Source organism: Pseudoalteromonas sp. NJ631 (genome assembly GCF_000276645.1).
GTDB lineage: Bacteria > Pseudomonadota > Gammaproteobacteria > Enterobacterales > Alteromonadaceae > Pseudoalteromonas > Pseudoalteromonas piscicida.
In genome coordinates, this window is the sequence record NZ_AKXJ01000001.1 from 406014 (window position 1) to 430001 (window position 23988).

Consider the following 23988-nt stretch of genomic DNA (forward strand, 5'->3'; position numbering starts at 1 on the left):
AAAGATAGAATGCAGTAATCATTCCTACTGATATTAATTAGCCGTTCATGAAAAAGGTAATTATTACAAAGTAATGTACACATTTTCTCGGTAAATTCTTCCTTAAAACTTACCAACAAAATAAAAACACATAAAATTCAATAATTTACAACATGGCACAACAGCTGCAATAGGTAATTCGACTACGAAATTAAAGGAGTTTAATTATGAAAAAGACATTAATTGCAACTGTACTTGTATCTTCACTTACTACTGCTTCAGCGTTCGCTGCTGATAATTCTTGGGAAAAAGAAGCAAGCGATGCTTGGATAGACGGTAAAGCAGAAGCGACGCTACTTTTCAACGGTGAGCTGAACAACTTTGACATTAACACAGATGTAAAAAATGGCGTTGTAGTGCTAACTGGTAAAGTTGAACACTCAGTAGACAAAAAGCTAGCTGAAGAACTGGTACTAGGTATCGACGGCGTAAAAGAAGTGAAAAACGACCTGACTATCGTGGATATGTCCGATGAACGCAAAAAAGAGCGTAACTACGAAAGCGATAGCGGCTTTACTGACGCAAAAATCGCAACAGTAATTAAGTCTCGCTACCTGTTTGACACAGATGTAGATGGTACTGACATCGATGTTGATGTGGAAGGTTTAGTCGTAACACTAAACGGTCATGTTGGCAGCGAAGCAGAGCGTAAACTTGCTGTGCAAATCGCAAAAAACGCCAATGACGTTAAAGATGTAAAAGATAACCTTCGCGTTACTAAAAAATCATAAGCAATTTTGATTTGAGGGGGTACTCCCCCCTCCCATATTTATATTGATTTAAGGAGTAAAGATGAAACAATTAACTATTGCCGCTGCGCTACTAGCTTCTCTAGGTCTTGCATCTACCGCTGCTCACGCGGAGTCTGATTTTGGACTAGAAGATTATAAAATTTATACAGGTATCGGTTATGGCCAATACTCTTTTCAGTGGGAAGATCGTGAGAACGACACCTCGTTCGATGATGACTCGTCTATGTTAAAAGCGTATGTGGGTACAAAAATCAATCCATATTGGAGCTTTGAACTTGCCTATGAAAACTTCGACGAAGCAAGTGACATTGACAACTCTGCTGAAATCGACGGTATTTCTTTATCTACACGTCTCTCAGCCCCATTAAACGAATACTTTTCAGTTTACGCAAAAGGTGGTTGGCTTGAATGGGATGCAGATATCTATGCTGATATTCCAGCTGTGGGTCGTGTTTCATCTAACCTTGAAGGTGGCGACTGGCTTTATGGTGCCGGTGTAGAGTTCCACCTAAACGAAAACATTAACATGCGTTTAGAATATACGCGCTACGAACTTGAAGACGATATTGATCCAGATATGGACGTAGCAGCAGTCTCTATTGAGTATCAATTTTAAGCAGTACTGATGGCTAATTTATAGCCTCCCAATTATTTCCCCTTTGACTCAGTCCTGGCTCTTCCACAAGAGTCTGGTTTTGGCGCTACCTCTTGGTAGCGCCTTTTTTGTTTTCAATGTACAGCTCCCATATTGAATGATGTGAGTGCTTTCTTGCTATTCCTTTATTTGTAGAAAATAGAGTTTAAAGATAAACAATCTCTAGATGTAATATTTACCAGTCACAGCTAGAAATGAAATCTGTCGCATTTTCAAGCTCTACACCCTGTAGGTTCTGCTATGTAACATTTACACCCTTCGTATCGCATCTACCGACACAAAATATAAAAAATAGATAACAATCTGATATTTATAAAGTTTTAAGTTGGCAAAGGGTTTGCAACAAATACAGTGAACTAAACGAATAAGGAGTAGTTTATGAGTAATCAAGCAAACCAAACACAGACAAGTAATACAGCAAAACCACAGTCAAATGGCCATGATTCTAGTCACCCAGTTACGGATCAAATTGCAGATACATTACATGCGTCAGTAGATTCACTGCACGCTTCAGCGTCTCGCACAGAAACCTCGCTGCGCGAAAAAGGCCATAACTCAGGCGAGGCCATTGGTGCCAAGCGTAAAGAGTGGGAACGTGCGTGGAATACATCTGGTGTGAAAAAGTATGCAACGGAAAACCCAGTAAAAACGGCTGGTATCGCATTTTCACTCGGTATGTTGGCAACTATGCTGTTAAGGAATAAGTAATCATGCAAGACCAAGCTCAAGTAAGAGACCGTCAAGCAGCAGCTCACGAGCGCACGCCAGCGCTCGCTGAGCTTAAAGATTCTGTGTCTCTATTATTCGACAGTTATCAGCAAATCGCGGAAGCACAAATTAACCTATTAGGTGCCAAGTTCAGAGCTAATTTAAAAACTTTATGTATCGCGCTCGGGTTAATTCTGTTTTCTTTAATTTTAACGGCGATGGTATGGGGCAGCTTGCACGTACTATTTGCTTACGCCTTAACCTATGCAGGCCTAAGCTGGTTTATTTCGGCGGGTATTGTACTTACTATCAATATCGCAATGATTTATTACTTGATCATCACAGGGCTAAAACTCTTTAATAACAGCATAAACGACCTGACGTCTGGGTTTTATACTCCAGTTGCGAAGCAGGAGGCAAGTAATGACGAAGCTCGCTGAATTCATCACTGATAAGTTGCACCAAGAAGTGGTGATAGAGAAGAAAAAGCTCATTACCGCTAGACATTTTAATCACCTTACCCAAGTGAAAGCCAAAAAAGTATTTACCGGCGCGATTAGCTCACCTCAAGGGTTAGGCTTCATGTTTATGTTTGGCGCACTCAGCGCTAAATATGGCAAGTTTGGTGCACTAAGAAAAATCGTACTACTACAAAGAATAGCGCAAGGTATCATTTAATTCCTTGCGCTATTCTTTGGTTCTTATCTAAACCAGCTTTTCTTTAATTTCTTTCAAATCCACAAGTGTAATTGGCTTTAATAACACTTCATCCACTTGTGACTCAGCCAACTTTTCCGGCTCTGGATCAAAACCACTAGCAATCACGATATGCTGATTAGGATCTTGTGCTTTAATCTCTCGCGCAAGCGTAAGCCCGGACTTATCGGGCAGGCCTATATCCAGTAAAATCGTGTCAAAGCGCTCAGAACCAACAAAATGCTGCCAACAAGTTTGCGCGCACTCAGCCGTAACCACATTCACTTGCAGTGAATTAAGTAACAGCTTAAGCAAGTTGCGTGTATCTGCGTCGTCTTCTACCACTAAAAACTGCAAAGTACCGGTAGTTTGCTCCACATCATCGCTAGATGTTGCCAATTCATCACTCAAGTAGTGTGCTAAATATTCGCCTAACTCAGAGACATTAACAGGCTTACTCATCATATCGCTAAAGCCAAGCGCCACTAACTCTTCTTTTGTGCCTTTTTGAGCGGCCGCCGTTAGTGCGACAACAGGTAAGTCAATACCACGCTCTCTGAGTGCAACAATAGTGTCTCGGCCATCCATTCTTGGCATGTGCAAGTCCATAAAGACTAAGTCATACTTATCAGGATTATCCTTAAGCATCGCAAGCGCTTCAATGCCATCGCCCGCAATTTCAGCGGTTGCACCAGTTTGGCCTATCAGGGTGCGCAACAACATCTGGATCTCACTAATGTCTTCAACGATAAGGATATGCCCTTGCAAATCAGATGGGAGCGAGTTATCGGTCGCATTTTGGGTTTTATCTAGCATCAATGGCGCCAGAGTCATTTCATCGATAGCATCAAGATCAATACTAAAACCAAACTCACTCCCCTCTCCCAAGGTCGACTCAACCGCAAGCTCGCCTCCCATCAATTTAATGAGTGCAGAGCTAATAGCTAAACCAAGACCAGCACCTTCATCCGTGCGCGTTGTGACGTTTTGTACTTGTTCAAAAGGTTTAAATATACGTTTAAGCTTCTCGCAAGGAATACCAATACCTGTATCAATCACCTTGAACTCAAGTTTTGCTTCAGCTTGTAACGTGATCTCAACCTTCACGAAACCGGAGCTTGTGAACTTAATCGCATTATAAATAATGTTGATAAGTACCTGTTTTAGCCGTGTTTTATCAATCTTTACATCTTGAGGAAGTGGTGTTTTAGCTTCAATGCTAAAACTCAAGCCTTTCTTGGCTGCGGCCATTTTAAACAGACTATATAAGTCACTTAGAAAGCTATTCAAACACGTGCTTTGCTTATTTAGCTGTAACCGGTTTTCATTTAGTTTGGATAGGTCGAGCACATCATTGAGCAAGCTAAGTAAGTGCTCGCTATTGTTATTGATTATGGAAAGCTCAGGCTTAACATTCTGCAACTCTTCCCGAGATAAGAGGAGATTGGTGTAACCTAAAATAGACGTTAACGGTGTTCTCAACTCATGGCTTAAATGTGCCAAAAAGCGGTCTTTTGCTCGACTGTCGGACTCCACTCGCAATCGCTCCAGCCGTTCACGTTCAAGTTCTTTGCGTGCCAAAGCATAGCGAATGGAACGAATAAATCGAGCGCTGCTTATTTCGGACTTAAGCACGAAGTCTTCAGCACCCGCTTTTAGGGCTTCGTTATCTAACACTTCATCTGATTGCCCCGTCAGCATAATTATCGGCGTATGAACCTGTCTTGCTCTGGCTTCTTTTAACACGCTCAAACCGGTTTGTGGGCCTAATTGATAATCCAATAAGCAGAGATCGAAGCCATTACTCTCCAGTGCTTCTAGCGCTTGATGGTATTGGCTTTGCCAAACGAGATTAAATTTAAAGTTAGGAATAGACTGTAAATAATCTAAGGTTAAAATATAGTCGTCTTCGTCATCTTCAATGAGCAGCACATTGACTTCACTGACCGACTCCTTTGTCATACTAGCCTCCACAAATGAAGTGATATTAATTCGTTTGGGTCGTCACGTTATATTGAAACAAGTATAGGACGACTTGCGGTGAGGTAGCGCTTGTTTGCACAAGCGCGATGGGATTAATTTGGCAGCTCTACTATTTCAATCCAGTACTTGCCTAAATGTTTCATCAAATCAACTAAACCATCAAAATCCACGGGCTTGGTAATGTAAGATGCAGCGCCTGAGTCATACCCTCTCAGTTTGTCTTCTTCCTCTTTGGAAGTCGTTAAGATAACCACGGGTATAGAGCGTAGTATTGGGTCTTTTTTGATTTCTTGTAACGCTTCTCTACCATCCATTCTTGGCATATTCAGGTCAAGTAAAATGAGGTTCGGTCTTGGGTATCGTTGTTTATCAGTAAACTCCCCCTCATTTCTCAAATATTCCAAAAGCTCAACCCCGTCCTTAACAAACTGAAACGCATTGAGTACTCTGCTCTCTTCTAAAGCATCTTGAGCCAACAAGCGATCATCTTCGTCGTCATCCGCCATCAAAATATGGATCGGCTGAGTTTTTTTATAGTTCATTCTTCAGTTCCTGAATAATTGGTGTTGGTTCAGCGAGTAGTGTGATCGTGAATTTAGCACCTTTACCATCTTCACTGGTCGCTGAAATCGTTCCGCCGTGTCGCTCAACAATGCGTCTACACACGGTTAAACCGATGCCAGTACCAGCATATTTTTTTCTGTCATGTAGTCGTTGAAAAGGCGAGAATATTTTCTCAGCATATTCAGCGTCAAAGCCAACGCCATTATCTTCTACCACAAAAGTATAAGCATCTTGACTCATCAATTGAGTGTTTTCAACCGCGATTGTAATAATCGGATCGCGCCCTTCTACTCTGAATTTAATAGCATTGGAAAGTAGATTTAAAAACAGCTGATGTATTTGACTAGCATCACATTTGATTGTCGGTAATACGTCCGAGTTTACGCTCGCACTGCTGTCATTAACTGCAATTTCTAAATCGTCCAACACAAACTGTAAAACTTGATTAAGATCCTGTTCTTCAAAAGGCTTTGCTCTGGTGGTAACTCGGGATAACTCAAGCAAGTCAGTGATAAGTGTCGACATCCGCTGTGCGGCGCTCGTCATTCGAGCCAGATAATCTCTGCCCTTATCATCAAGGTGCTCGCCATAATTCTTTTCGATGCGATCGCCAAAAGCGCGGATCTTTCTTAGTGGTTCTTGCAGGTCGTGAGAGGCAACAAATGCAAAGTCTTCGAGCTCTCGGTTACTACGGTTTAGCTCTTCAGCGTAATGTTCTAGTGCTTCGGTACGCGCTTGCACCTTTTCTTCTAAATGATCGTTTGCTCTTTCTAACTCGCTCTTTGCTTTCTTTGCACTACGAAGATTGACAACTAAAAGTAGCAAAATGGCAAAAATCATCACAGCGCTCAGCAAAGTAAACACCACTATATTAATTTGCGCTTCTTTGCGGACGCGTTTTAACTGATTAAGCTGAATGGTTCGAATATCCACTTCTGCGGCCATGATTTGAGTAAACTCTTCTCGTAGATCGCCACCAGAGTCCGCAGCTCGGTCCAGTAATAAGTTTTCATTACCTGTGTCGGTGTTACGCGCAACGATTACCGTGCTTTGTAAAGTTTTAAATCGTGCTTTTACACCTTCAACATAACGATTAATTTTTTGCTGCTGTACTTCACTTTCAGAGTGATTGCGACCAACTTTAGCTATGCTCTCATCAAGATTTTGCAATGCTTTTTTAAAAGGTGCTAAATCGCTTTCTTTATTTGAGATTAAAAATGCTCGTTGTCCCGCCTCCGCATTTAACATCGCAATATGCAGCTGATCCAGAGACATCATTACTTCGCTGGTGTTTCGGATACTCTCTTGAACTTGGTTTAATTCTTTAACGTTGTTAAAACCGATTAGGGCATTGGACGCAACGAGGCCAACACTCACAACAACCGCAAACCAGATAAAGTTAAGTTTATTACTTAAGTTCATAAAATAACTAAACTTGGACTCATTGTTCACTCATCATTTCCTTGCTCCACAAGCGTCTGTAACAGCTCGCTACACTCTTTGGTTGATTTAATAATCGTATTTGCTATCTCGATTATCTGTTGTTGAGAATCAGGTTGTTCAGCAATAAGTTTGATCAACTCTGAATTCATTGATATTTGATTCAAAGGCTTGCGTGCGTCATGCACTAACTTCGCGAGCGTACCTTGATCATGTTGTGTCATTGTTCCTCCACGAAATTATGACTGTGTTTCTCCCTCATAGGCGTTTAAACGATTGTAGAGCGTTTTTGTACTGATCCCAAGCATTCGCGCGGCCAGCGTCTTATTACCTTCTACTGATTCTAACGTTTGATAGATCAATTCTCTTTCTACTTCTTCAATCGTTTTACCTGGCTTCATTTCAGGCGTTGGTACTTGAATCGCATTTGCTCTGCTTGAAGTGCCCACCTGTGGTGGAATTGAAGCGCGATTTAACTGCGCATGCTCCACCATGCGTTTCGCCTGCGCGAATGGTGAAGCGAAGTTCGCATCAAATACTAAGCTATGGTCATCGTGATCTGCCATAATATAGGCACGATGAATTGTGTGCTTGAGTTCACGCACATTCCCGGGCCAGTCATAGTCAACCAAGCGGCTCATATCTGCCGCCTTAATCACATACTGACTATTACCTTTTTTATTCAAACCCTGGAGAAAATGCTCGGCAAGTAATGGAATGTCTTCTTTTCTCTCTCTGAGCGGTGGAATGTGGATTGGAAATACCGCTAAACGGAAATAAATGTCTTCTCGCAGTACGTCATTGGTAGCGATATCCTCGACACTACGGTTAGTCGCCGATATTACCCGGCAATTTACTTTTATCGGCTTTGTGCCACCGACTCGTGTCACCGTGTGTGTTTCAAGTACACGTAGCAAGTTTGGCTGTTGCTCGATTGGCATTTCGGTTAATTCATCCAAAAACAAAGTGCCATTCTCTGCTTGTTCAAATACTCCAACTTTTTGAGCATTTGCTCCCGTAAACGCGCCTTTTTCATGACCAAATAGTTCGCTACCGATCAAGTCTTTCGGGATTGCACCACAGTTTACGTTAACCAAATCCCCTGTCACTGTGCTAGCATTGTGAATTGCGCGGGCAAACATTTCTTTACCTACACCGCTTTCCCCCATCAACATCACGTTAGCGTCGGTACCTGCCACGCGCTCTATCATCTTATATAGATGCTTCATTTTGGCAGACTCGCCCAGCAACACACCAAAATGCGCTTGACTTTCGGTTCGCTTGGGTTTGTTCTTGGAAGGGCTTAACGCATTTCTAAAATCATCTGCGTCAACGGGCTTAGTGAGATAATTCAATCCATCATGACAAAGCTGCGACAACGCTGACTTTACTGATGGATGTCCCGTAACCATAGTTATTGGTGTACGGATCCCTGCGGCTCTAATTTCATCAACTAGATGTAAACCACTGCCATCTGGCAGCATAAAATCAAGAAAGATATGATCAAAACTTTGCGTTTCTAGCCATTGTCTGGCCGACGCCAAGTCATTCGCTAAGCACGCGTCATGGCCCAAGTATTCAACTATACGGCAAGCCAGCTCTGCAAAATCATGATCATCATCTACTAATAAAACGGTTTTCAATTGAGTCCCTCTCTCAATGCTCCAATAGTGTTTCCACTTTTGATTTTTATCTCGCACACTAATGAATGGCCGCAAAATACCTAATTCGGAACCAATACGTTCAGCGCGTGTTTCTGGATCACTATTTCAATACTTTTTGCACTAAGCACTTCACCATCTAGTGCAAAGTGTTGTTCTTGTTCAAATTCTATGTTTATCTTTTCGCACTGCTCGGTGCGAATATTAGAAGGTTTGCCGTCCAATTTAGGTAAAATAAGTTCAGCTACCGTAAGATTCTGCGCACCATCCGGTTCAACCGGTAAAATCGTAATATCTAGTTTGCCATCGTCATAGATTGGCTCTCCATGACCTTGAGCAAGAATTGTGGTTTTTGGTGCTGCATTCGCTACAACCAGACTAACACATTCTAACTGAGATTGCTCAGCGCCATCAAAGCTCACTCTAAAATTAAGGGGCTTATTCTCACTTACCGCCTGCCAAAGGCCTCGAATATAGGCTAATTGCCCCGAGTTATTCTTTTCTTCACGCCCAGCCTTTTCTATCATTTCCTGACCAAAGCCAACGGCTGCCGCTAAAAGCGCGGTGCGGCCATTACAGTTCATTATATCAATAGGCTTAGTTTTACCCGCTAAAATTGCTTCACAAGCGCGGTTGATAGGATCTATCTTGGACAGTGAACCGAGTAACACGGTCGCTAAGGAATTAGCAGTACCTAAAGGCAATATACCAAACAGTACATCGTTTTGATGAACACCATGGGCGACGCTTGCTAATGTGCCATCACCGCCCCCTGCTATGATGATATTTGGCTGTTTATCAGACATGATTTGTTTAGCCAAAGCCGCGACATCTGTCTCTTTCTCTGTAAAGTGAATCGATAAGTTATATTTTTCCGCCAGCATACCCACAATGTCATTTTCATAGGTAAACCATTTACCCGATCCTGATACAGGGTTTATGACTAACGCCGCCTGCTCACTATGAGTAAAGTTTTGACTGTGATGTAGCTTTGTCAGCCCTTTTAGCTGATGCTTGTTTAACCTTGCCGTTTCACGGCGGTTTTGAATTTTTTCGAGTGCTTCTCGGACGGTATAATCGGGGTTGGTCGCGAGTAAATAAGCAGTACAAAAGAACACTGAGCGTCCTCGACCTAACGCACAATGCACTACAACCTTCCGTTTTAGTTCGTGCTGCGCTGCTATCCATGCCATGCCATGCGCTAACTGTTCAGAGGTAGGCGCTTGATGATCTAACACTGGAATATTGAGGTAGTGTAAGCCTTGCTGTTCTGCTGACCAGTTTAACCCATCGAACTCAGCAGTTACGTCTAAAATGGCTTCAATCCCTTCCGCCTTAAGCATATCCACATCGCTTGGAAATAACCGACAAGCAACAAATAAATTATCTGTAAGCGGCTGAAATGCATCAACAACATCTCTACCTCTTTCAATTGCATTGTATAAATGTACACAGCCTAAGTAAGGCCAAAATAGCCAGGTTATATACCAAGGAATTTTGCCTGTACCGTGCTTTCTAAATATGTGCGGATAGTTGGTTGCATAAGCAAAAGTAACTAAAGAAATAGAGACGGTAAACCACGCAAGCGGCAACATTAGCCAAGATCCAATACTGTGGATCGTGAGTGCGGCTAAACAGAGACTTGCAAACAGGTAGTACTTAAGCATTTTCATTGCCTTTCCTTAATTATTTTTGTCGCCTACGGCTTTTTATTATCGCCTTATGCGGAACTATCTTAGGTTTGTACATATGTAACTAAGTATAGATATGCATTTATTAATCTGCGCTGATTCATCAACTTGTTTATGATAATCATGAAGATACTTAACTATAGCTGAGACTATTCACAAAGAAATAAAAAGTGCGTCTGGGTATTTGTAACGACTTATGCAAGCGCTGCTACATAAGTATTCAGCCACCATTAATCCATTAAAATTTCTAATGTGAAAATCATAAAATTTATCAGTTGAATGAAGCATAAATGATCACCATAATGGCGATCCTTTAAACGCATTTGGAGAACCAAACAGACAATGGCAAACGAGCTCGACTGGCTACTTAACTTAATATTACTTACTTTAGGTTTTGGTGCCTTTTTTATTAACCATAAAACGCTACTAAGAGTAGCTGCTGTGTGCGCATGTGGCGTACTTTTTATCTCGTTTAGCCTTGATCTGATGAACACCAGTGTAATTTCTAACCTTAGCTTGATTTTGATAAATACTTTTTATCTATTCAAAGTCTATACCTTTGGTCAGCTGGAAGTTCACTAGTTCTTTGCAGTAACTAGTTCCTAGCGACTAGTTCCCAGCGACTAGTTCCCTATTTCACTTCGGTGCGCTAAAATCATGGCCATCATTGCTTGTTAATGGAGAAGCAGTATGGCCATGACTGATGAAGAACTATTTTTAGCTTCAATGGGCGACGTCACTCCTCTCGCTCAAGACAAAAAAGCAGAATTACGCCGTCACAAAAACGAACCAACTATTTCGCAACTCGCAAAACGCGAGGCTGCCGAACAAGAACTTGAGTTTGATCCTAATTACTTATCCACAGAATACGTTGATCTATTAGATCCACACGATCTACTCGCCTATAAAAAAAGCGGCGTCCAAGATGGTGTATACAAAAATCTCAGATTAGGTAAATACCAAGTTGATGCTACCTTAGACTTACATGGCAAACCATTTCATGATGCCCGCAAAGCCTTGTTTGACTTTGTTACAGATTGCCATGCAAAAAGCATCCGAGTGTTGTTATTAAGGCATGGTATCGGTTTAAACAGTAAACCCTTTCCCGCTGTACTGAAAAGCTATACAAATAAATGGCTGCAAGAAATGCCACAAGTGTTGGCATTTCACTCTGCATTAAAATGCCATGGTGGTAGCGGCTCTACTTACGTACTACTAAGAAAGAGTGATGAGAAAAAACAAGAAAATAGAGAGCGTCACGCTAAACGCTAAGAAACAAAAAGCCGAGTAAAACTCGGCTTATTTGCTATTTGCGGTGGGTGTCGTCCCCTGAAGTTCACTTGCACTCGCTTGATTAAACCAAGCTGATACACCTAACAAAATAACCGAAACCACAACAAGTGATAATTTCGCGCCACCTTGACTTTGCTTCATGGGTTAGACCTTTTTATTATTGTTTTTTTGTTAAATTAATGCATCATTCATAAACACTCAAGATGTTTTTTTATACAGTAGTTTACACTATTCTCTTTACACCCTACTCTGTGGCTAATTACAACTATTTAATCAATTAGTAACCCTGCTTTTTCTGAACTAAATGAACAAGTGCTTTGCCCTCCTGCATCGCTAAATAGTTGTTAGCAATTTGCTGAGCTGCCGTATTCAAACTGGTTAATGCGGCAACATGTGGAGTAATACTAATGTTTGGCTGCTGCCAAAAGGCATGTGATGCAGGGAGTGGCTCTGTATCAAATACGTCTAAAATAGCCCCGCCAAACGTCTCAGCCGCTAACGCATTGAGTAAATCCGCCTCGTTCAGATGGCCACCTCTTGCGACATTAATGAGAACGCAATGATCTGGCGCGAGTGCAAACAGCTGGGCGTTCAATATCCCTTTGGTATGTTCAGTCAATGGTAGAAGGCACACAAGATAATCAATGTCTGAAAGAAAAGCTGCTAGCTCATCTTGCCCACTGAAGTGCTCAATATTGTCCAGTTGTTTTGCAGAGCCGGACCACCCTTTGATGTTAAATCCATTTACATGTAGCTTATGCGCGACCGCAAGGCCAAGTTGCCCCATCCCCATAATACCAACAGTGCGACCTGCTCTTGCGCGCCTTGGCTTCCATATTTGCTGAGATTGATTGTGGCCGTACTCTCTAACTCTAAGCTTATGACTTAATAGTTGGCCTAATACATATTCAACCATATCATCCGCTAAATTTGGGTCAACGATACGCGCAACTTCTACATCTGGTGGTAACAGCTGCATCGGAATGCTATCAACACCGGCACCGTAAGAATGCACTACTTTTAAATTAGGAAGCTTTGACCATAGCGTCTCTGGCGCATTCCATGCCAGCACAAACTCGACCTCCTTTAATAAGCTAACATCATCAACGGGCCATTCAAGCAAGCTTTGCTGCGGCAACAGAGCTGCTAGCTTAGCAACTAGCTTGTCATTATTACGACCAGTAACACAAATAAGTAAAGCCATATTGTTCCTTTATTCTCTCGACACGCTATCACTGCAAAATAAATGACATACCAATGCAACATGCTTGTCATTAATAGTTTTTACTCTTGCAAAAAAGCGCCAACAGGTGATGAAAAATGATCAGTGTAGATAAAGTCATTGAAGCAAATCTTCCACAACTTGAAAACTCCCCAAAGGTAAAAGGTTTAGTAAAAAAAGGGCTTGGTTATCTCTTGCATGAGCAAGAGTTTGTCGCGTTTGCTGACACCTACCCTCATTTGCAAGGACTCGAGTTTGTTGAACAAGTGCTCGATGAGTTAGATTTTGACGCTCGCTTTAAACCAAAGCAAATAGAGCATATCCCAAGCGAAGGTCCAGTGGTGATTGTCGCAAACCACCCTATTGGCTCTTTAGATGCACTGGCACTAATCAAAGTGCTGGCGCAAGTACGGCCTGACTTAAAGGTTGTTGCTAACCGGATGTTGATGTCGGTTACACCAATGCATCCCCTATTACTGCCTGTTGATAACCTCTCAGGAACCAGTAAAAAACAAGAGCTGGCAAACATTCACAAGCATTTAAAGTCTGAGGGAGCGCTACTTATCTTCCCAGCTGGTGAAGTTTCTCGCTTAAGCCCAACCGGTATTAAAGACTGCAAATGGAACTCTGGCTTTTTAAGAATGGCTAAAAAAGCCAATTGCCCCATTCTACCCATTTTTATCAAAGCGAAAAACAGTCCGCTCTTTTACGGCACCAGTATGATTTATAAGCCTTTAGCCAGTTTATTATTGGTCAAAGAGATGTTTAAACAAAGGCAAAAGTCGCTAGAATTTGAAATAGGCGCCAGCATTCCTCCAGAGTCTTATCTTATTGATAACCTTAAAGACAAAGAGATAGTCGCGCTTATTCGCAAACAACTTTATCGCCTTGCCAGTAAAAAGCCACTGCCACTCAAAACACAAACCCCTATTGCAGTTCCAGAAAATCGCAAAGAACTTAAAAAGGCAGTGGAAGCGTGCGAATGTATCGGTGAAACACCCGATGGCATGCAAATATACGTTTACCAATATACCGGTAGCTCGGTGATATTTAGAGAGCTTGGACGCCTTAGAGAAATTGCCTTTAGGGCAGTGGGAGAAGGAAGTGGTAACCGTCGTGATATCGATAAGTACGATATGCACTACCACCATTTGTTGTTATGGGACACCAAACAACTTGAGCTGGTGGGTGCCTATCGCCTTGCAAGTGCCAAGCAAGTGATAGAAGAACACGGGCAAGCTGGGCTTTATACCGATAGCTTGTTTTCGTACAGTGAAGCCATGACCCCATACTTTGAAAAAGGCCTCGAACTTGGTCGCAGCTTTGTGCAGCCCAAGTACTGGGGTCGCAAGAGCCTTGATTACCTATGGTATGGTATCGGTGCATTCGTAAAGCGCTACCCAGAGCACCGTTATATGTTTGGTGCAGTCAGCCTTTCAAACGCGTTACCGGATGAAGCAAAAGCCATGTTGGTTTATCACTACCAACATTACTTTTCAAACCTTGCAGGTATCGCCACGCCGAACAATGAAATGAAGCTAAGTAATGATCAGCTTAACCGTTATCAACACATGTTTAGTGGCGATGACATCAAAGAAGATTTCGCAGAGCTCAAACATATTCTTGCTAATATGGGTGCTCAAGTCCCTACATTATTTAAGCAATATACGGAGCTTTGCGAAGAGCAAGGCGTGAATTTTCTGAGCTTTAGTATAGATCCTGATTTTAATAACTGCATCGATGGTCTGGTACTCGTTGACTTAGCGAAATTAAAAGAGCAAAAAGCGAAACGCTACCTAGGCGACAACCCGTACGGTTAAGCTCAAATACATTGATCCGCTGCAATAAAGATCGATACACTGCGGTCTTTATTGTTGCTTACTGTTATCACGGGATCATTTGTATGCTCAAGCTACTTGGCCAAGCTGTCATCATTGTGCTGGTGTTCTTCGCCGTCTCAGCCTATCAAGAAAGGAACATGCTTGCCGACTCGGGAGAGCAAACGGCGCCGCCATTTCACCTACCCATTTTACAATCCAAGCAAACTTATTCGTCTATTCAGCTCAAAGGTCAACAAAGTATCGTGTATTTTTTTGCGCCTTGGTGCGGCGTATGTCGAGTGAGCATGCCGAATATTGATAAACTACATCAGCAAGGTAAAGTCAAAGCAGTGGCGATTGCGTTGGATTATCGTTCCACCGAAGAAGTAACAAAGTTTGTCAGCGATCTACAATTAGACATGCCCGTATTACTCGGCAATCAGAGCACGGCACAAGCGTACAAAGTGCAGGCTTACCCTACCTATTATGTACTTGATGAAGACTTCAAAATAACCGAGCGCTCTGTTGGTTACTCATCCGAGATAGGGATCCGAGCGAGATTGTAAGAAACCTAAATAAACCGCTTACAGTTAATTACGACTCTCTGAAATTAATCAACAATTATTTCGTTTAGGCTAACGCACATCTTAACAAAGGATGAATAGGAAGCCGACCATGCGCCACGCCCCACACTTTACGCTCAGTAAAATTTCACTCCTCGTGCTCTGCACTACCCTTGGCAATCATGCATTAGCCGATGAGGAGAAAATTGAACACATCGAAGTTATTTATAAACGCAGCTCAGTTATTTCAGAAATTACCGAAGATGCGCAAAAACTTGTAGACATGCCAGGAGCCATGGGCGACCCGCTCAGGGCTGCTTTTGCTCTACCTGGCGTTGTTGCTGCGGGTGGTTCTATGGGCGCACCTGCCGTACGAGGTTCTTCTCCTGACGACAATATCTTTGAAGTGGACTTTATGCCCGCAGGATATATCTTTCACGATTTCGGCAGCTCTATTTTCAACCGCAATACAATTCAAGATTTTCAGCTGAATTCTGCCGGATTTGGTACCAGTTACAGCAATGCCACTGGTGCCGTGTTTGACGTCACGCTGCGTAATCCAAAATACCAAAATATTGCCACCACACTTGATTTAACCATGTTTAACGCAGGTATTTTTGTTGAAGGTAAAGCAACTGAAAATTCTGCATTCTATGTGTCAGCAAGAAAAAGTACCCTACCGCTGTTTTTCAGTGATGGCGAGGAGCTTGAGGACGATGATGGCAAGCCAACAGGGATCACCATTAACGATCCACCGGATGATCACGATTACCAAGCCAAGTGGCTGTGGGATATCAATGCAAATAATACCTTAACGGTAAATATCAATGGCGCGGAGGATTCGGTTGCGGCTGGGTTTTCAGGCGCGTCAGATCTTGCCCTTAAAACCCCAGAATATCAGGGCGATGCTCGCTATATTCGTAAATTTAATAGTCAGAACATATTGTGGGACCACTACGCCAAAGACCTACATATTCGCGCAGGCGTCGGTTATCTCAATCACCAAGCCACTATGCGCTATGGTCAACGCGCGACTTTATCTGATGGCTACTTTGAAAATTTTGAAGAAGAACAACTCAGTTATAAAGTACGAGCCAGTTATAAACTAAATAAAGAGCAACGTGTCATTGCAGATGCCGGCTACTACGACAAAAAATCCACCTACCGCTACGATGCTTTTAACTATGTTTGCACCGAGTTTGACCCCGACTGTGACCTAAATAAAGGAGAAAGGATTAAGGGCACATCGAGTGCTGGAACAGATTCTGCCTTTATTGGGGTTAATCACGTTTGGCAATTTTCACCAAACTGGCAAAGTGAATTAGGAATAGTGGGTGAATATTATGACTACAGTGATGAGACGATTGTTCATCCACGCTTTGCGCTCAATTACTTCTATAACGATGACACAGTGATCTCAGCCAAGGCTGGCACTTACAGCCGCATTCAAGACCTTGAATACATATTACCTGTTGTTGGTAACCCTGAACTTGAAGCTCAGCGTTCAACTCACTATACCTTAGGTTTTAAACAGGAGTTGGAAAATGAGTGGTCATATTCCGTCGAGACCTATTATAAAACCATGGATGACCTGCCAAAAAGTGTCCCCTTATCTCAAGTAAACTATATCAATGGGACTTCCGGTACAGCCTACGGTGTTGATTTTATTGTTAACAAAAACAAAACCGATGACTGGTATGGTTGGGTTGCTGTAAGCCTTGCAAAAAGTGAGCGTGAGGATGAGCTAACCGGCATTAAGCGTGACTATTATGCCGATACCCCTTTTATTCTGAATGCCGTGTTTCACTATGACTTTGGCGAAAAGTGGTCTGGAGGCTTTAACTTTACCGCTCGCAGCGGCCAAGCCTATACCCCTATTGTGGGTGTAAAAGAGAACCCTGAATTTGCGAACCGCTACTTGCCAGTGTATGGCGACCCATTCTCAGAGCGCTTTGACACTTATCACCGCCTAGATATTCGTTTTGAACGCAAAACAGAATTATTTGGGCTTGATGGCAAGCTAATTTTGGAACTAATGAATGCATATGGCCAAGACAATACAGCCTATGTTGACCTTGACTACGATAGAGTCAAATCAATCAATGATTTATATATAGAAGAGGAAAGCGATGACTTTGAAATGCGTCCTTCTATTGGCTTCAGCGTAACATTTTAACTTGCCTTAGGCGCACAAGCTCTGCATGATCGCATTTATTTTTATAATGAGAGTCCCTTCATGCCTAAAGCGTGCGCCTATCATATTTTAGTAAAAACCGAAAAAGAGTGTTTAGACATCAAAGCCAAACTAGCCAAAGGTGCTGACTTTGGCAAATTGGCTAAACAACATTCCCTTTGTCCTTCAAAAAAGCGCGGTGGCGACCTTGGCGAGTTCAATAAAGGGGATATGGTGAAGGCCTTTGACGATGTGGTATTCAAAAAGCCGTTATTTGAAGTGCATGGCCCAGTGAAAACCAAGTTCGGCTTCCACTTGATCAAAACCGTCTATCGGAGTTAATCGCTTTTTTGGATTAATCTCATCATTTTAATTCAATTTACCTTCATGATTAATCCTCTATACTGAAGCTAACCGTTTAGAGGAGAAAAAGAATATGTTTACTGTTATTTTTGGTCGTGAAGGTTGCCCGTTTTGTGTTCGTGCAAAAGAAGTGGCTGAGCGTTTAACGCAAGAGCGCGATGACTTCAATTTTCGCTATGTTGACATTATCAAGGAAGGCGTAAGCAAAGCCGACCTTGAAAAGTCAGCGGGTAAACCTTGCCCTACCGTGCCACAGATTTTTATCGACCAAGATCACATTGGTGGCTTTACTGAATTTGAGGCCTATGCAAAAGCAAATTTAGGCCTTTACCAGTAAATTAGCAAAATCACATAGATTAAATTTTAACCAATATCAGGCACATATAAAATAGTGTGATTTTATGCAAGCTTTTATTTTATCTTTCCTGTACAATGCGCGCCTCTTTAAAATAGTTGAGGCGCATTAATGTCAGAACCAGTTACGTTTGAATCTTTAGACCTTTCTCCTGCAATCTTAAAAGCAGTCGAAGAGCTGGGATATAAAACACCTTCTGAGATCCAAGCTCAATGTATACCGTTATTGCTAGAAAGAAAAGACGTACTGGGACTAGCGCAGACGGGTACAGGTAAAACGGCAGCATTTGCACTGCCATTGTTAAACCAAGTAGACGCATCCGTTAAACAACCGCAAATTCTTGTGCTTACGCCAACGCGTGAGCTAGCTATTCAAGTTGCTGAAGCATTTCAGCAATATGCTAAATATACTAAAGGCGTTGAAGTACTGGCGCTTTATGGTGGTCAAAGCTACGGCATTCAGCTAAGTGCTCTACGCCGTGGTGCCCAAATTATTGTGGCGACACCAGGTCGTTTGATTGACCACATCAACCGTAAGACGATTGACCTTTCTGGTCTAAACGCACTTGTACTTGATGAAGCAGATGAAATGCTACGCATGGGCTTTATCGATGATGTTGAAAGCATCATGGAGAAAACACCGGAAGAGAAGCAAACTTGTTTGTTCTCTGCGACTATGCCTAAGCAGATCCAATCAATCTGTAATAAATATTTAGATAACGCTGAACAAGTTAAGATCACTCCGCGTAACTCTACAGTATCTACGATCGAGCAAGTTTACTGGCGTGCAACTGCACACAAAAACAAAGCTATCGTACGTTTCTTAGAAGCGGAAGATTACGACGGTGCTATCGTGTTCGTACGTACACGTAATGACACTGTTCAGCTTGCAGAGCTACTAGAGCGTGAAGGCTTCTCAGCTGCACCGCTCAACGGCGACATGAACCAGCAGGCGCGTGAGCGCACAGTAGACCGTCTAAAGAGCGGCTTACTAGATATCGTTATCGCAACTGACGTTGCGGCACGTGGTCTTGACGTAGAGCGTCTAAGCCTGGTTGTTAACTACGATATCCCACAAGACTGTGAAGCTTATGTTCACCGTATCGGTCGTACCGGCCGTGCTGGTCGTCAAGGTAAAGCAATCTTGTTCGTTAAGAACAACGAGCGTTATTTACTTAAAAACATCATGCGCCATACGCGCTCTGATATTGCACAGGTTGAATTACCAAGTGCGAAAGTCGTTGAAGAAAAGCGTATTGGTGCATTAGAGACTAAGATCTCTACAGCGCTTGAGCACAAAGACATTGAGTTCTTCTCAAAAGTGGCATCAGGCCTTGCACAAAAGCTAGAGCTTAGCCAAGAAGACTTAGCAGCAGCGCTATTGTGTCTTGCACAGCAGCAAACGCCGCTGAAAGTTGAAGATATTCAAATTCAACAGCGTGAGCGTAGAGAACGTGACGACCGTCGTGGCGAGCGTCGCGACAGAGATGGTAGCCGTGGTGAACGTGGCGAGCGTGGTGAACGCAAATCTCGTAGCCGTGACCGTGCATCAGGTCCAATGGATACTTACCGTATCGAAGTCGGTCGTGACCATGGTGTTCAAGTTAAGAACATCGTTGGTGCTATCGCAAACGAAGCGGATATCTCAAGCAAGTTCATCGGTGAAATCCGTCTGTTCAATGAACACAGCACGGTTCAATTGCCGCAGAATATGCCAAGTGATGTACTTAGCCACTTCAAGAGCGTTCACATCTGTCAACGCCCTATGAACATGACTAAGAGCACTCACCCAGCTGACCAAGGTCAGGGCAGAGGCGAAGAGCAAAGAGACCGTAAGCGTAGCTTTAAAGACCCACGTAGTGGCGGTGGCGATAAACGCCGTCCTGAAGGTCAAAGAAGAGAAAAACGCGAAAGAAAAGAAATTAGCTTTTCTTAAGTAGGTCACCTCTTCAATTGTCAAAATTCATTTGAATGACAAGCCTTAAATTAAACGCTCGGATCCCATATCCGGGCGTTTTTGTAGGTATATCAATTCTTAATGGCAATAAGAAAAAGTAATTTTTCCGAAGCCACTGCTTTATTATTGTCGTATTTTCTTTCCTTTATACAGCACCAAAGATACTGACTTCCTAATTAACTTGAGGTTGATAAGGAATGAGATAATGCATCGTTTTAATCCCAATCGAAATGTTTCCCTCGCCTAGTCAGCAAGTTTTATAGATAAAAGCGCATATCAATTTTGTCTTGCCAAGACAACAAACTGTGACATTATAAAAGTCAATATACTGGATTTAGCTAAAAACTCGAAAATATAGTGTGGAAATGAGCTACACCCGAGCATTTAGTAGCTAAGCTCAAAAGGAGATGATATGTACAAACTATCTTATATATTGGTTTTATTAATCGCGCTAATATTAACTACTACGTTTATTTGCTTTAATTACTTACAATCTATTGAAATAGCCAAAGCAGAACAAAGAACTTATTTTACCAAGTTAATCGGTGAATCGAGCAAAAATGATCAACTGCTACAAGCGGCAATCTCTGGCTTGCATGTTGATAAATGTGGCTTCCTCACAGACAGCAAATCTTGGTGGTTCAAATATACTCTTGCAGAAGAAATGAACCACACTATTGTTGAATATGAAAAGCTGGTAGAGCAATATCGCCCACGCCTCGATCTCAGTACTTTAACTTGTTCTTAACTGTGGATGGGTGTTTAGCGCACCCACTCTTCAGGATTAAACTGATAGTAATCTTTCAACAAATTATATAGCTCTGGGTTTTCCTGTTTGAGTTCATGGGGCTTTTCAATAAAGGTTTCTGTTACCACAGCAAAAAACTCCGCTTCGTTTGTCGCTCCATATGAATGAATAGCATGAGGCATATTGTAGGACAGCTGCATTTTTAAATGCTGATAGGCCTTTGATAGCACCCTACCCCAGTCTTGGTAACTCATTCCTACAGGTAACGCAGGCGTCCCATTTGTTGCGCCAGTTTGTTGGTCAAGTTGATGGGCGAATTCATGAAACACTAAGTTGTGACCATCCTCAGGCAACCGATTTCCCTCAAGTACATCGTGCCAACTCAGCACTAAAGTACCTCCAGGCCAAGACTCTCCTTGACGAACCGCTTGGTGAAAACTAACCAAACCGGCACCATCTCTAGAAGTTTGCGGTGCGTAATAGCTACTGGGATAGAGTAATATTTCTTTGACGTTGGGATAGAGTGGCCAAGCTTGCTTAAGAACCAGTAAACAGGCATCTGCGGCAATAATTAAAGTCATCGGCCGTGACACCGTTAACCCATCTCTACCCAATACCCGCTTCTCGCCAAGAAACCAGACAATATGTTTTTCCAGCTGTGCGCGGTCAGCATCTGTCATCTTACGATAGATAGGCATGTATTTTAGCAATACTTGCTTATCTGACGCGCTAAGTGTTTGATCTCGGTATTTCCTTTGCCACTGCAGTCTTTGAATTTTTTCCCAGTTCCAATACAGAGAAACAAATAGAATAAGGCCGACAATAAGCACTATTTCTATCATGGCTTTTGGTCTTTATTGAATAAGTCTTCAAATATTAATTGGTACTGACTCCCACTTTTTCAAGCAAACTTTGTTACTATGGCGAAAAAATGCAAATGAACTGCTATGTCTTTACCCATTGAATCTTTACAGCCTCAGTTTACTCAAACACTAAACGAACAAAATGCGATTGTGGTATGTGCCACAACAGGTTCAGGCAAATCAACCCAACTTCCGCTTTGGGCCTCACAACATGGCAGAGTCTTAGTCATAGAGCCTCGGCGTATTGCTTGTACCTCTTTAGCTGAATATGTTGCGGCTCAAAGTGGCTCACCGCTTGGTGAAAAGGTGGGCTTTGCTATTCGGTTTGAGGGGAAGTTTTCACCAGACACTCAGGTAGTTTATGCAACGCCTGGTGTAGCACTAAGATGGTTTTTTGAGAGCAAACTTGCAGAATTCAGCGTCGTAATGTTGGATGAGTTTCATGAAAGACGCTGGGACATGGACTTATTATTAGCGCTCTTAAAGCAGGCTCAATCACACAAACTAATTGTTACCTCGGCGACGTTAAACAGTCAAAAATTAGCCTCTTATTTAGACGCCCCTATCTTAGAGTCAGAAGGGTTCATTTACCCCGTTGAAGAGTGTTTTCACGCCTCTGATCCAAGAACTATGCCCCAGAAAGAGCAACTCGATACTCGCGTTTTTGCAGCTTGCCAATACGCATTGGAACATTGCCTAGGCGATATTTTAGTCTTTTTACCTGGCAAGGCCGAGATCCAAGCAAGCTTAGCTAAAGTAAAAGCGCTGCCAGCAACTATCGTTGGTTTATATAGTGGCTGCAGTCCAGAAGCTCAGCGCATTGCATTAACCGCACAAAGTACACGTCGAATTATTCTCGCAACCAATGTTGCCGAAACCTCGCTCACTATTCCCAATGTCACTTGCGTGATTGACTCAGGGCTTGAGCGTCGTACTCATTTACGCCTTGGAAAAACCGTATTAGGCTTAGATGCGATTGCAAGAGATTCGGCAAAGCAACGTCTAGGACGTGCAGGACGCACGCAACCGGGACTATGTATCCGGTTATATGGCCAATATGCGCCACTGATAGACAGGACCCCGCCTGAGATCCAAAGAGAATCATTGGCAGAGCTCGTACTTGCAGCGGGCTGTGCAACAACGGGCGTTTCGTCTATTGATTTTATCGACCCACTTCCTGAAAGCTCACTAAATAAAGCTAAACAACAGCTATTAACATTAGAAGCCATTAATGAACAAAATATAGCAACTCCGCTTGGCAAGCTGCTTTACCCACTACCCGTCGATTTTGAGTTTGGTTATGTGATCCATAAATTGACCTCAAATACCTTACGCCAAGCGGCTATTGACCTTATTTCGCTTCTATCTGTACCAGCCCGAGTTTACCAGCTACCTAATGATGTAGAGCGCTTAACAAGATTAAATAGCCGATTTACTCGAGGCTCAGATATAGAAATCGCTATCGCGGTGGTGAGAGGACAAGCTGAAGAATTAATTGATATTACGCCTGAGGCACTCACAGAAGCACAGCAATTTAGCATGCAATTACGTGAAGCATTTGCACTACCTCCTTTGGATAAAGCAGCCAGTTTTGACCATGACAAACTTGTCATTGAGTTAGCTAAGCTAATGCCACATTGGGTTTATATCAATAAGCAAAACCGTCGTAATGGTTTTAATAATGGCTTCGCTGAAGTCATGCCTTCAAACCATACTCGCGCCTCGGGACGGGCAGAAGCATTACTGGTATTAGATACTTTTTCACTCGCAGGTAAAGGTACCAAACAAGCCAAGACGCTCGCGATGTGTAATGCAGTACTAACGAAAAAACAATTACTTGAAATGGGCCTTGGCAGTCAAACATTGCACTCAGCTTATATTGATAATGGTGAGCTTTGGGGTGAGTTTATTACGCATTATAGTGACGAGGATTTAGGCCAACAAATTAAGCGCCTTGATAACCCCAAGGATGTTGTTTATGCCTTAGTATTTCTTATTCAAAATAATACGCTGTTTCCAGGTTTGGCCAAGCAGATAGAGGCTAGTATTGAGCAGACTGCATTGTTCTACCAATTCCACGAACGCAGTGAACTTGTGCCCACACTCAACTCATTTTTAAGTGACAAGCTAACAGCACTTGGTATTGAAAGCTATGGCGATATAGAGCTAATCAGCGAACAAGACTTGTTATTCAATGAAGTTGAAGCGTGGGAATTAACACCATTTGTTGAAAAGTTTCCGCTAACATGGTCGATTCCAGCGCTGACAATGGCTGTAAGTTATAATTTTAAAGGAAAAAGAATCGAACTTACTTACATCAACGGTACAAGGAAAGACGCACCAAAAAGGTGGGAACTGCCAGCCTGGAGTGGCTTCAAAATACGCTATCGTAAAGCCAGTAAGGTCGTCGATGTAAGTTAGCATACATGACTTTTGGATAACG

The 23988-nt window shown here is 42.5% G+C and carries 24 protein-coding genes; 15 read left to right on the top strand and 9 right to left on the bottom strand.

The window, feature by feature from the left end:
* The first annotated feature begins 206 nt into the window (after window positions 1-206).
* The 5 genes from A587_RS0101970 to A587_RS0101990 all read left to right on the top strand — a co-directional run bounded on the left by A587_RS0101970 (window position 207) and on the right by A587_RS0101990 (window position 2832).
* Complete coding sequence (locus tag A587_RS0101970; RefSeq protein WP_010378923.1) at window positions 207-770, top strand: BON domain-containing protein; 564 nt, start codon at window positions 207-209, stop codon at window positions 768-770.
* A gap of 61 nt (window positions 771-831) precedes the next feature.
* The gene (locus tag A587_RS0101975; RefSeq protein WP_017216222.1) at window positions 832-1407 is read left to right on the top strand and encodes an outer membrane beta-barrel protein; all 576 of its coding nucleotides are present in this window, start codon (window positions 832-834) and stop codon (window positions 1405-1407) included.
* Between the two features lie 417 nt (window positions 1408-1824).
* Window positions 1825-2154, top strand: a complete 330-nt coding sequence (locus A587_RS0101980) for a hypothetical protein (protein ID WP_010378919.1) — start codon at window positions 1825-1827, stop codon at window positions 2152-2154.
* A 2-nt stretch (window positions 2155-2156) separates the two neighbouring features.
* Window positions 2157-2594 carry a phage holin family protein gene (locus A587_RS0101985; RefSeq protein WP_017216223.1) on the top strand — a complete coding sequence of 146 codons (438 nt, stop codon included), beginning with the start codon at window positions 2157-2159 and terminating at the stop codon, window positions 2592-2594.
* Window positions 2578-2832 carry a hypothetical protein gene (locus tag A587_RS0101990; protein ID WP_010378914.1) on the top strand — a complete coding sequence of 85 codons (255 nt, stop codon included), beginning with the start codon at window positions 2578-2580 and terminating at the stop codon, window positions 2830-2832. The genes A587_RS0101985 and A587_RS0101990 overlap by 17 nt, the downstream gene beginning before the upstream one ends.
* Window positions 2833-2859: 27 nt before the next feature.
* On the opposite strand, the gene A587_RS0101995 is transcribed toward A587_RS0101990, so the two are convergent.
* The 6 genes from A587_RS0101995 to A587_RS0102020 all read right to left on the bottom strand — a co-directional run bounded on the left by A587_RS0101995 (window position 2860) and on the right by A587_RS0102020 (window position 10171).
* Window positions 2860-4812, bottom strand: coding sequence for a response regulator (locus tag A587_RS0101995; protein ID WP_017216224.1), 1953 nt, complete (start codon window positions 4810-4812; stop codon window positions 2860-2862).
* A 113-nt stretch (window positions 4813-4925) separates the two neighbouring features.
* Window positions 4926-5375: a response regulator gene (locus tag A587_RS0102000; protein ID WP_010378908.1), complete on the bottom strand. Its 450-nt coding sequence runs from the start codon at window positions 5373-5375 to the stop codon at window positions 4926-4928.
* Window positions 5365-6849 carry a sensor histidine kinase gene (locus A587_RS0102005; RefSeq protein WP_017216225.1) on the bottom strand — a complete coding sequence of 495 codons (1485 nt, stop codon included), beginning with the start codon at window positions 6847-6849 and terminating at the stop codon, window positions 5365-5367. The genes A587_RS0102000 and A587_RS0102005 overlap by 11 nt, the downstream gene beginning before the upstream one ends.
* Complete coding sequence (locus A587_RS0102010) at window positions 6846-7061, bottom strand: histidine kinase (protein ID WP_017216226.1); 216 nt, start codon at window positions 7059-7061, stop codon at window positions 6846-6848. The genes A587_RS0102005 and A587_RS0102010 overlap by 4 nt, the downstream gene beginning before the upstream one ends.
* Window positions 7062-7076: 15 nt before the next feature.
* Entirely contained in the window at window positions 7077-8480 is a 1404-nt protein-coding gene (locus A587_RS0102015) for a sigma-54-dependent transcriptional regulator (protein WP_026000855.1), read from the bottom strand.
* Window positions 8481-8560: 80 nt separating this feature from the next.
* On the bottom strand, window positions 8561-10171 hold the full coding sequence (locus tag A587_RS0102020; RefSeq protein WP_017216228.1) for a diacylglycerol kinase family protein: 1611 nt from the start codon (window positions 10169-10171) through the stop codon (window positions 8561-8563).
* Window positions 10172-10531: 360 nt separating this feature from the next.
* On the opposite strand from A587_RS0102020, the gene A587_RS0102025 reads away from it, so the two are divergent.
* Together A587_RS0102025 and smrA are read left to right on the top strand one after the other, a co-directional pair.
* Window positions 10532-10771: a hypothetical protein gene (locus A587_RS0102025; RefSeq protein ID WP_010378899.1), complete on the top strand. Its 240-nt coding sequence runs from the start codon at window positions 10532-10534 to the stop codon at window positions 10769-10771.
* 108 nt (window positions 10772-10879) lie between these two features.
* Complete coding sequence (smrA, locus tag A587_RS0102030; RefSeq protein ID WP_017216229.1) at window positions 10880-11461, top strand: DNA endonuclease SmrA; 582 nt, start codon at window positions 10880-10882, stop codon at window positions 11459-11461.
* A 27-nt stretch (window positions 11462-11488) separates the two neighbouring features.
* On the opposite strand, the gene A587_RS25340 is transcribed toward smrA, so the two are convergent.
* Window positions 11489-11623 (bottom strand): hypothetical protein, encoded by a 135-nt coding sequence (locus A587_RS25340; RefSeq protein WP_010378895.1) that lies wholly within the window; start codon window positions 11621-11623, stop codon window positions 11489-11491.
* 136 nt (window positions 11624-11759) lie between these two features.
* Window positions 11760-12686: a 2-hydroxyacid dehydrogenase gene (locus A587_RS0102040; protein WP_017216230.1), complete on the bottom strand. Its 927-nt coding sequence runs from the start codon at window positions 12684-12686 to the stop codon at window positions 11760-11762.
* A 116-nt stretch (window positions 12687-12802) separates the two neighbouring features.
* Between A587_RS0102040 and A587_RS0102045 the strand changes: the two genes are divergently transcribed.
* The 7 genes from A587_RS0102045 (at window position 12803) to A587_RS0102075 (ending at window position 20682) form a co-directional block, all read left to right on the top strand.
* Window positions 12803-14524 (top strand): GNAT family N-acyltransferase, encoded by a 1722-nt coding sequence (locus tag A587_RS0102045; RefSeq protein WP_017216231.1) that lies wholly within the window; start codon window positions 12803-12805, stop codon window positions 14522-14524.
* Between the two features lie 83 nt (window positions 14525-14607).
* Window positions 14608-15090: a TlpA family protein disulfide reductase gene (locus A587_RS0102050; RefSeq protein ID WP_017216232.1), complete on the top strand. Its 483-nt coding sequence runs from the start codon at window positions 14608-14610 to the stop codon at window positions 15088-15090.
* 109 nt (window positions 15091-15199) lie between these two features.
* The gene (locus A587_RS0102055; RefSeq protein WP_017216233.1) at window positions 15200-17263 is read left to right on the top strand and encodes a TonB-dependent receptor plug domain-containing protein; all 2064 of its coding nucleotides are present in this window, start codon (window positions 15200-15202) and stop codon (window positions 17261-17263) included.
* Window positions 17264-17323: 60 nt separating this feature from the next.
* Complete coding sequence (locus A587_RS0102060; protein WP_010378882.1) at window positions 17324-17602, top strand: peptidylprolyl isomerase; 279 nt, start codon at window positions 17324-17326, stop codon at window positions 17600-17602.
* Window positions 17603-17696: 94 nt separating this feature from the next.
* A complete protein-coding gene (locus A587_RS0102065; RefSeq protein ID WP_010378880.1) occupies window positions 17697-17960 on the top strand; it encodes a GrxA family glutaredoxin in 264 nt (87 codons plus the stop codon).
* A 129-nt stretch (window positions 17961-18089) separates the two neighbouring features.
* Window positions 18090-19913: a DEAD/DEAH box helicase gene (locus A587_RS0102070; protein ID WP_010606583.1), complete on the top strand. Its 1824-nt coding sequence runs from the start codon at window positions 18090-18092 to the stop codon at window positions 19911-19913.
* 433 nt (window positions 19914-20346) lie between these two features.
* Window positions 20347-20682: a hypothetical protein gene (locus A587_RS0102075; RefSeq protein WP_017216234.1), complete on the top strand. Its 336-nt coding sequence runs from the start codon at window positions 20347-20349 to the stop codon at window positions 20680-20682.
* A gap of 14 nt (window positions 20683-20696) precedes the next feature.
* Here A587_RS0102075 and A587_RS0102080 read toward each other — a convergent pair whose 3' ends face one another.
* Complete coding sequence (locus tag A587_RS0102080) at window positions 20697-21524, bottom strand: M90 family metallopeptidase (protein ID WP_017216235.1); 828 nt, start codon at window positions 21522-21524, stop codon at window positions 20697-20699.
* 105 nt (window positions 21525-21629) lie between these two features.
* Between A587_RS0102080 and A587_RS0102085 the strand changes: the two genes are divergently transcribed.
* Complete coding sequence (locus A587_RS0102085) at window positions 21630-23966, top strand: helicase-related protein (RefSeq protein ID WP_017216236.1); 2337 nt, start codon at window positions 21630-21632, stop codon at window positions 23964-23966.
* Window positions 23967-23988: the final 22 nt, after the last annotated feature.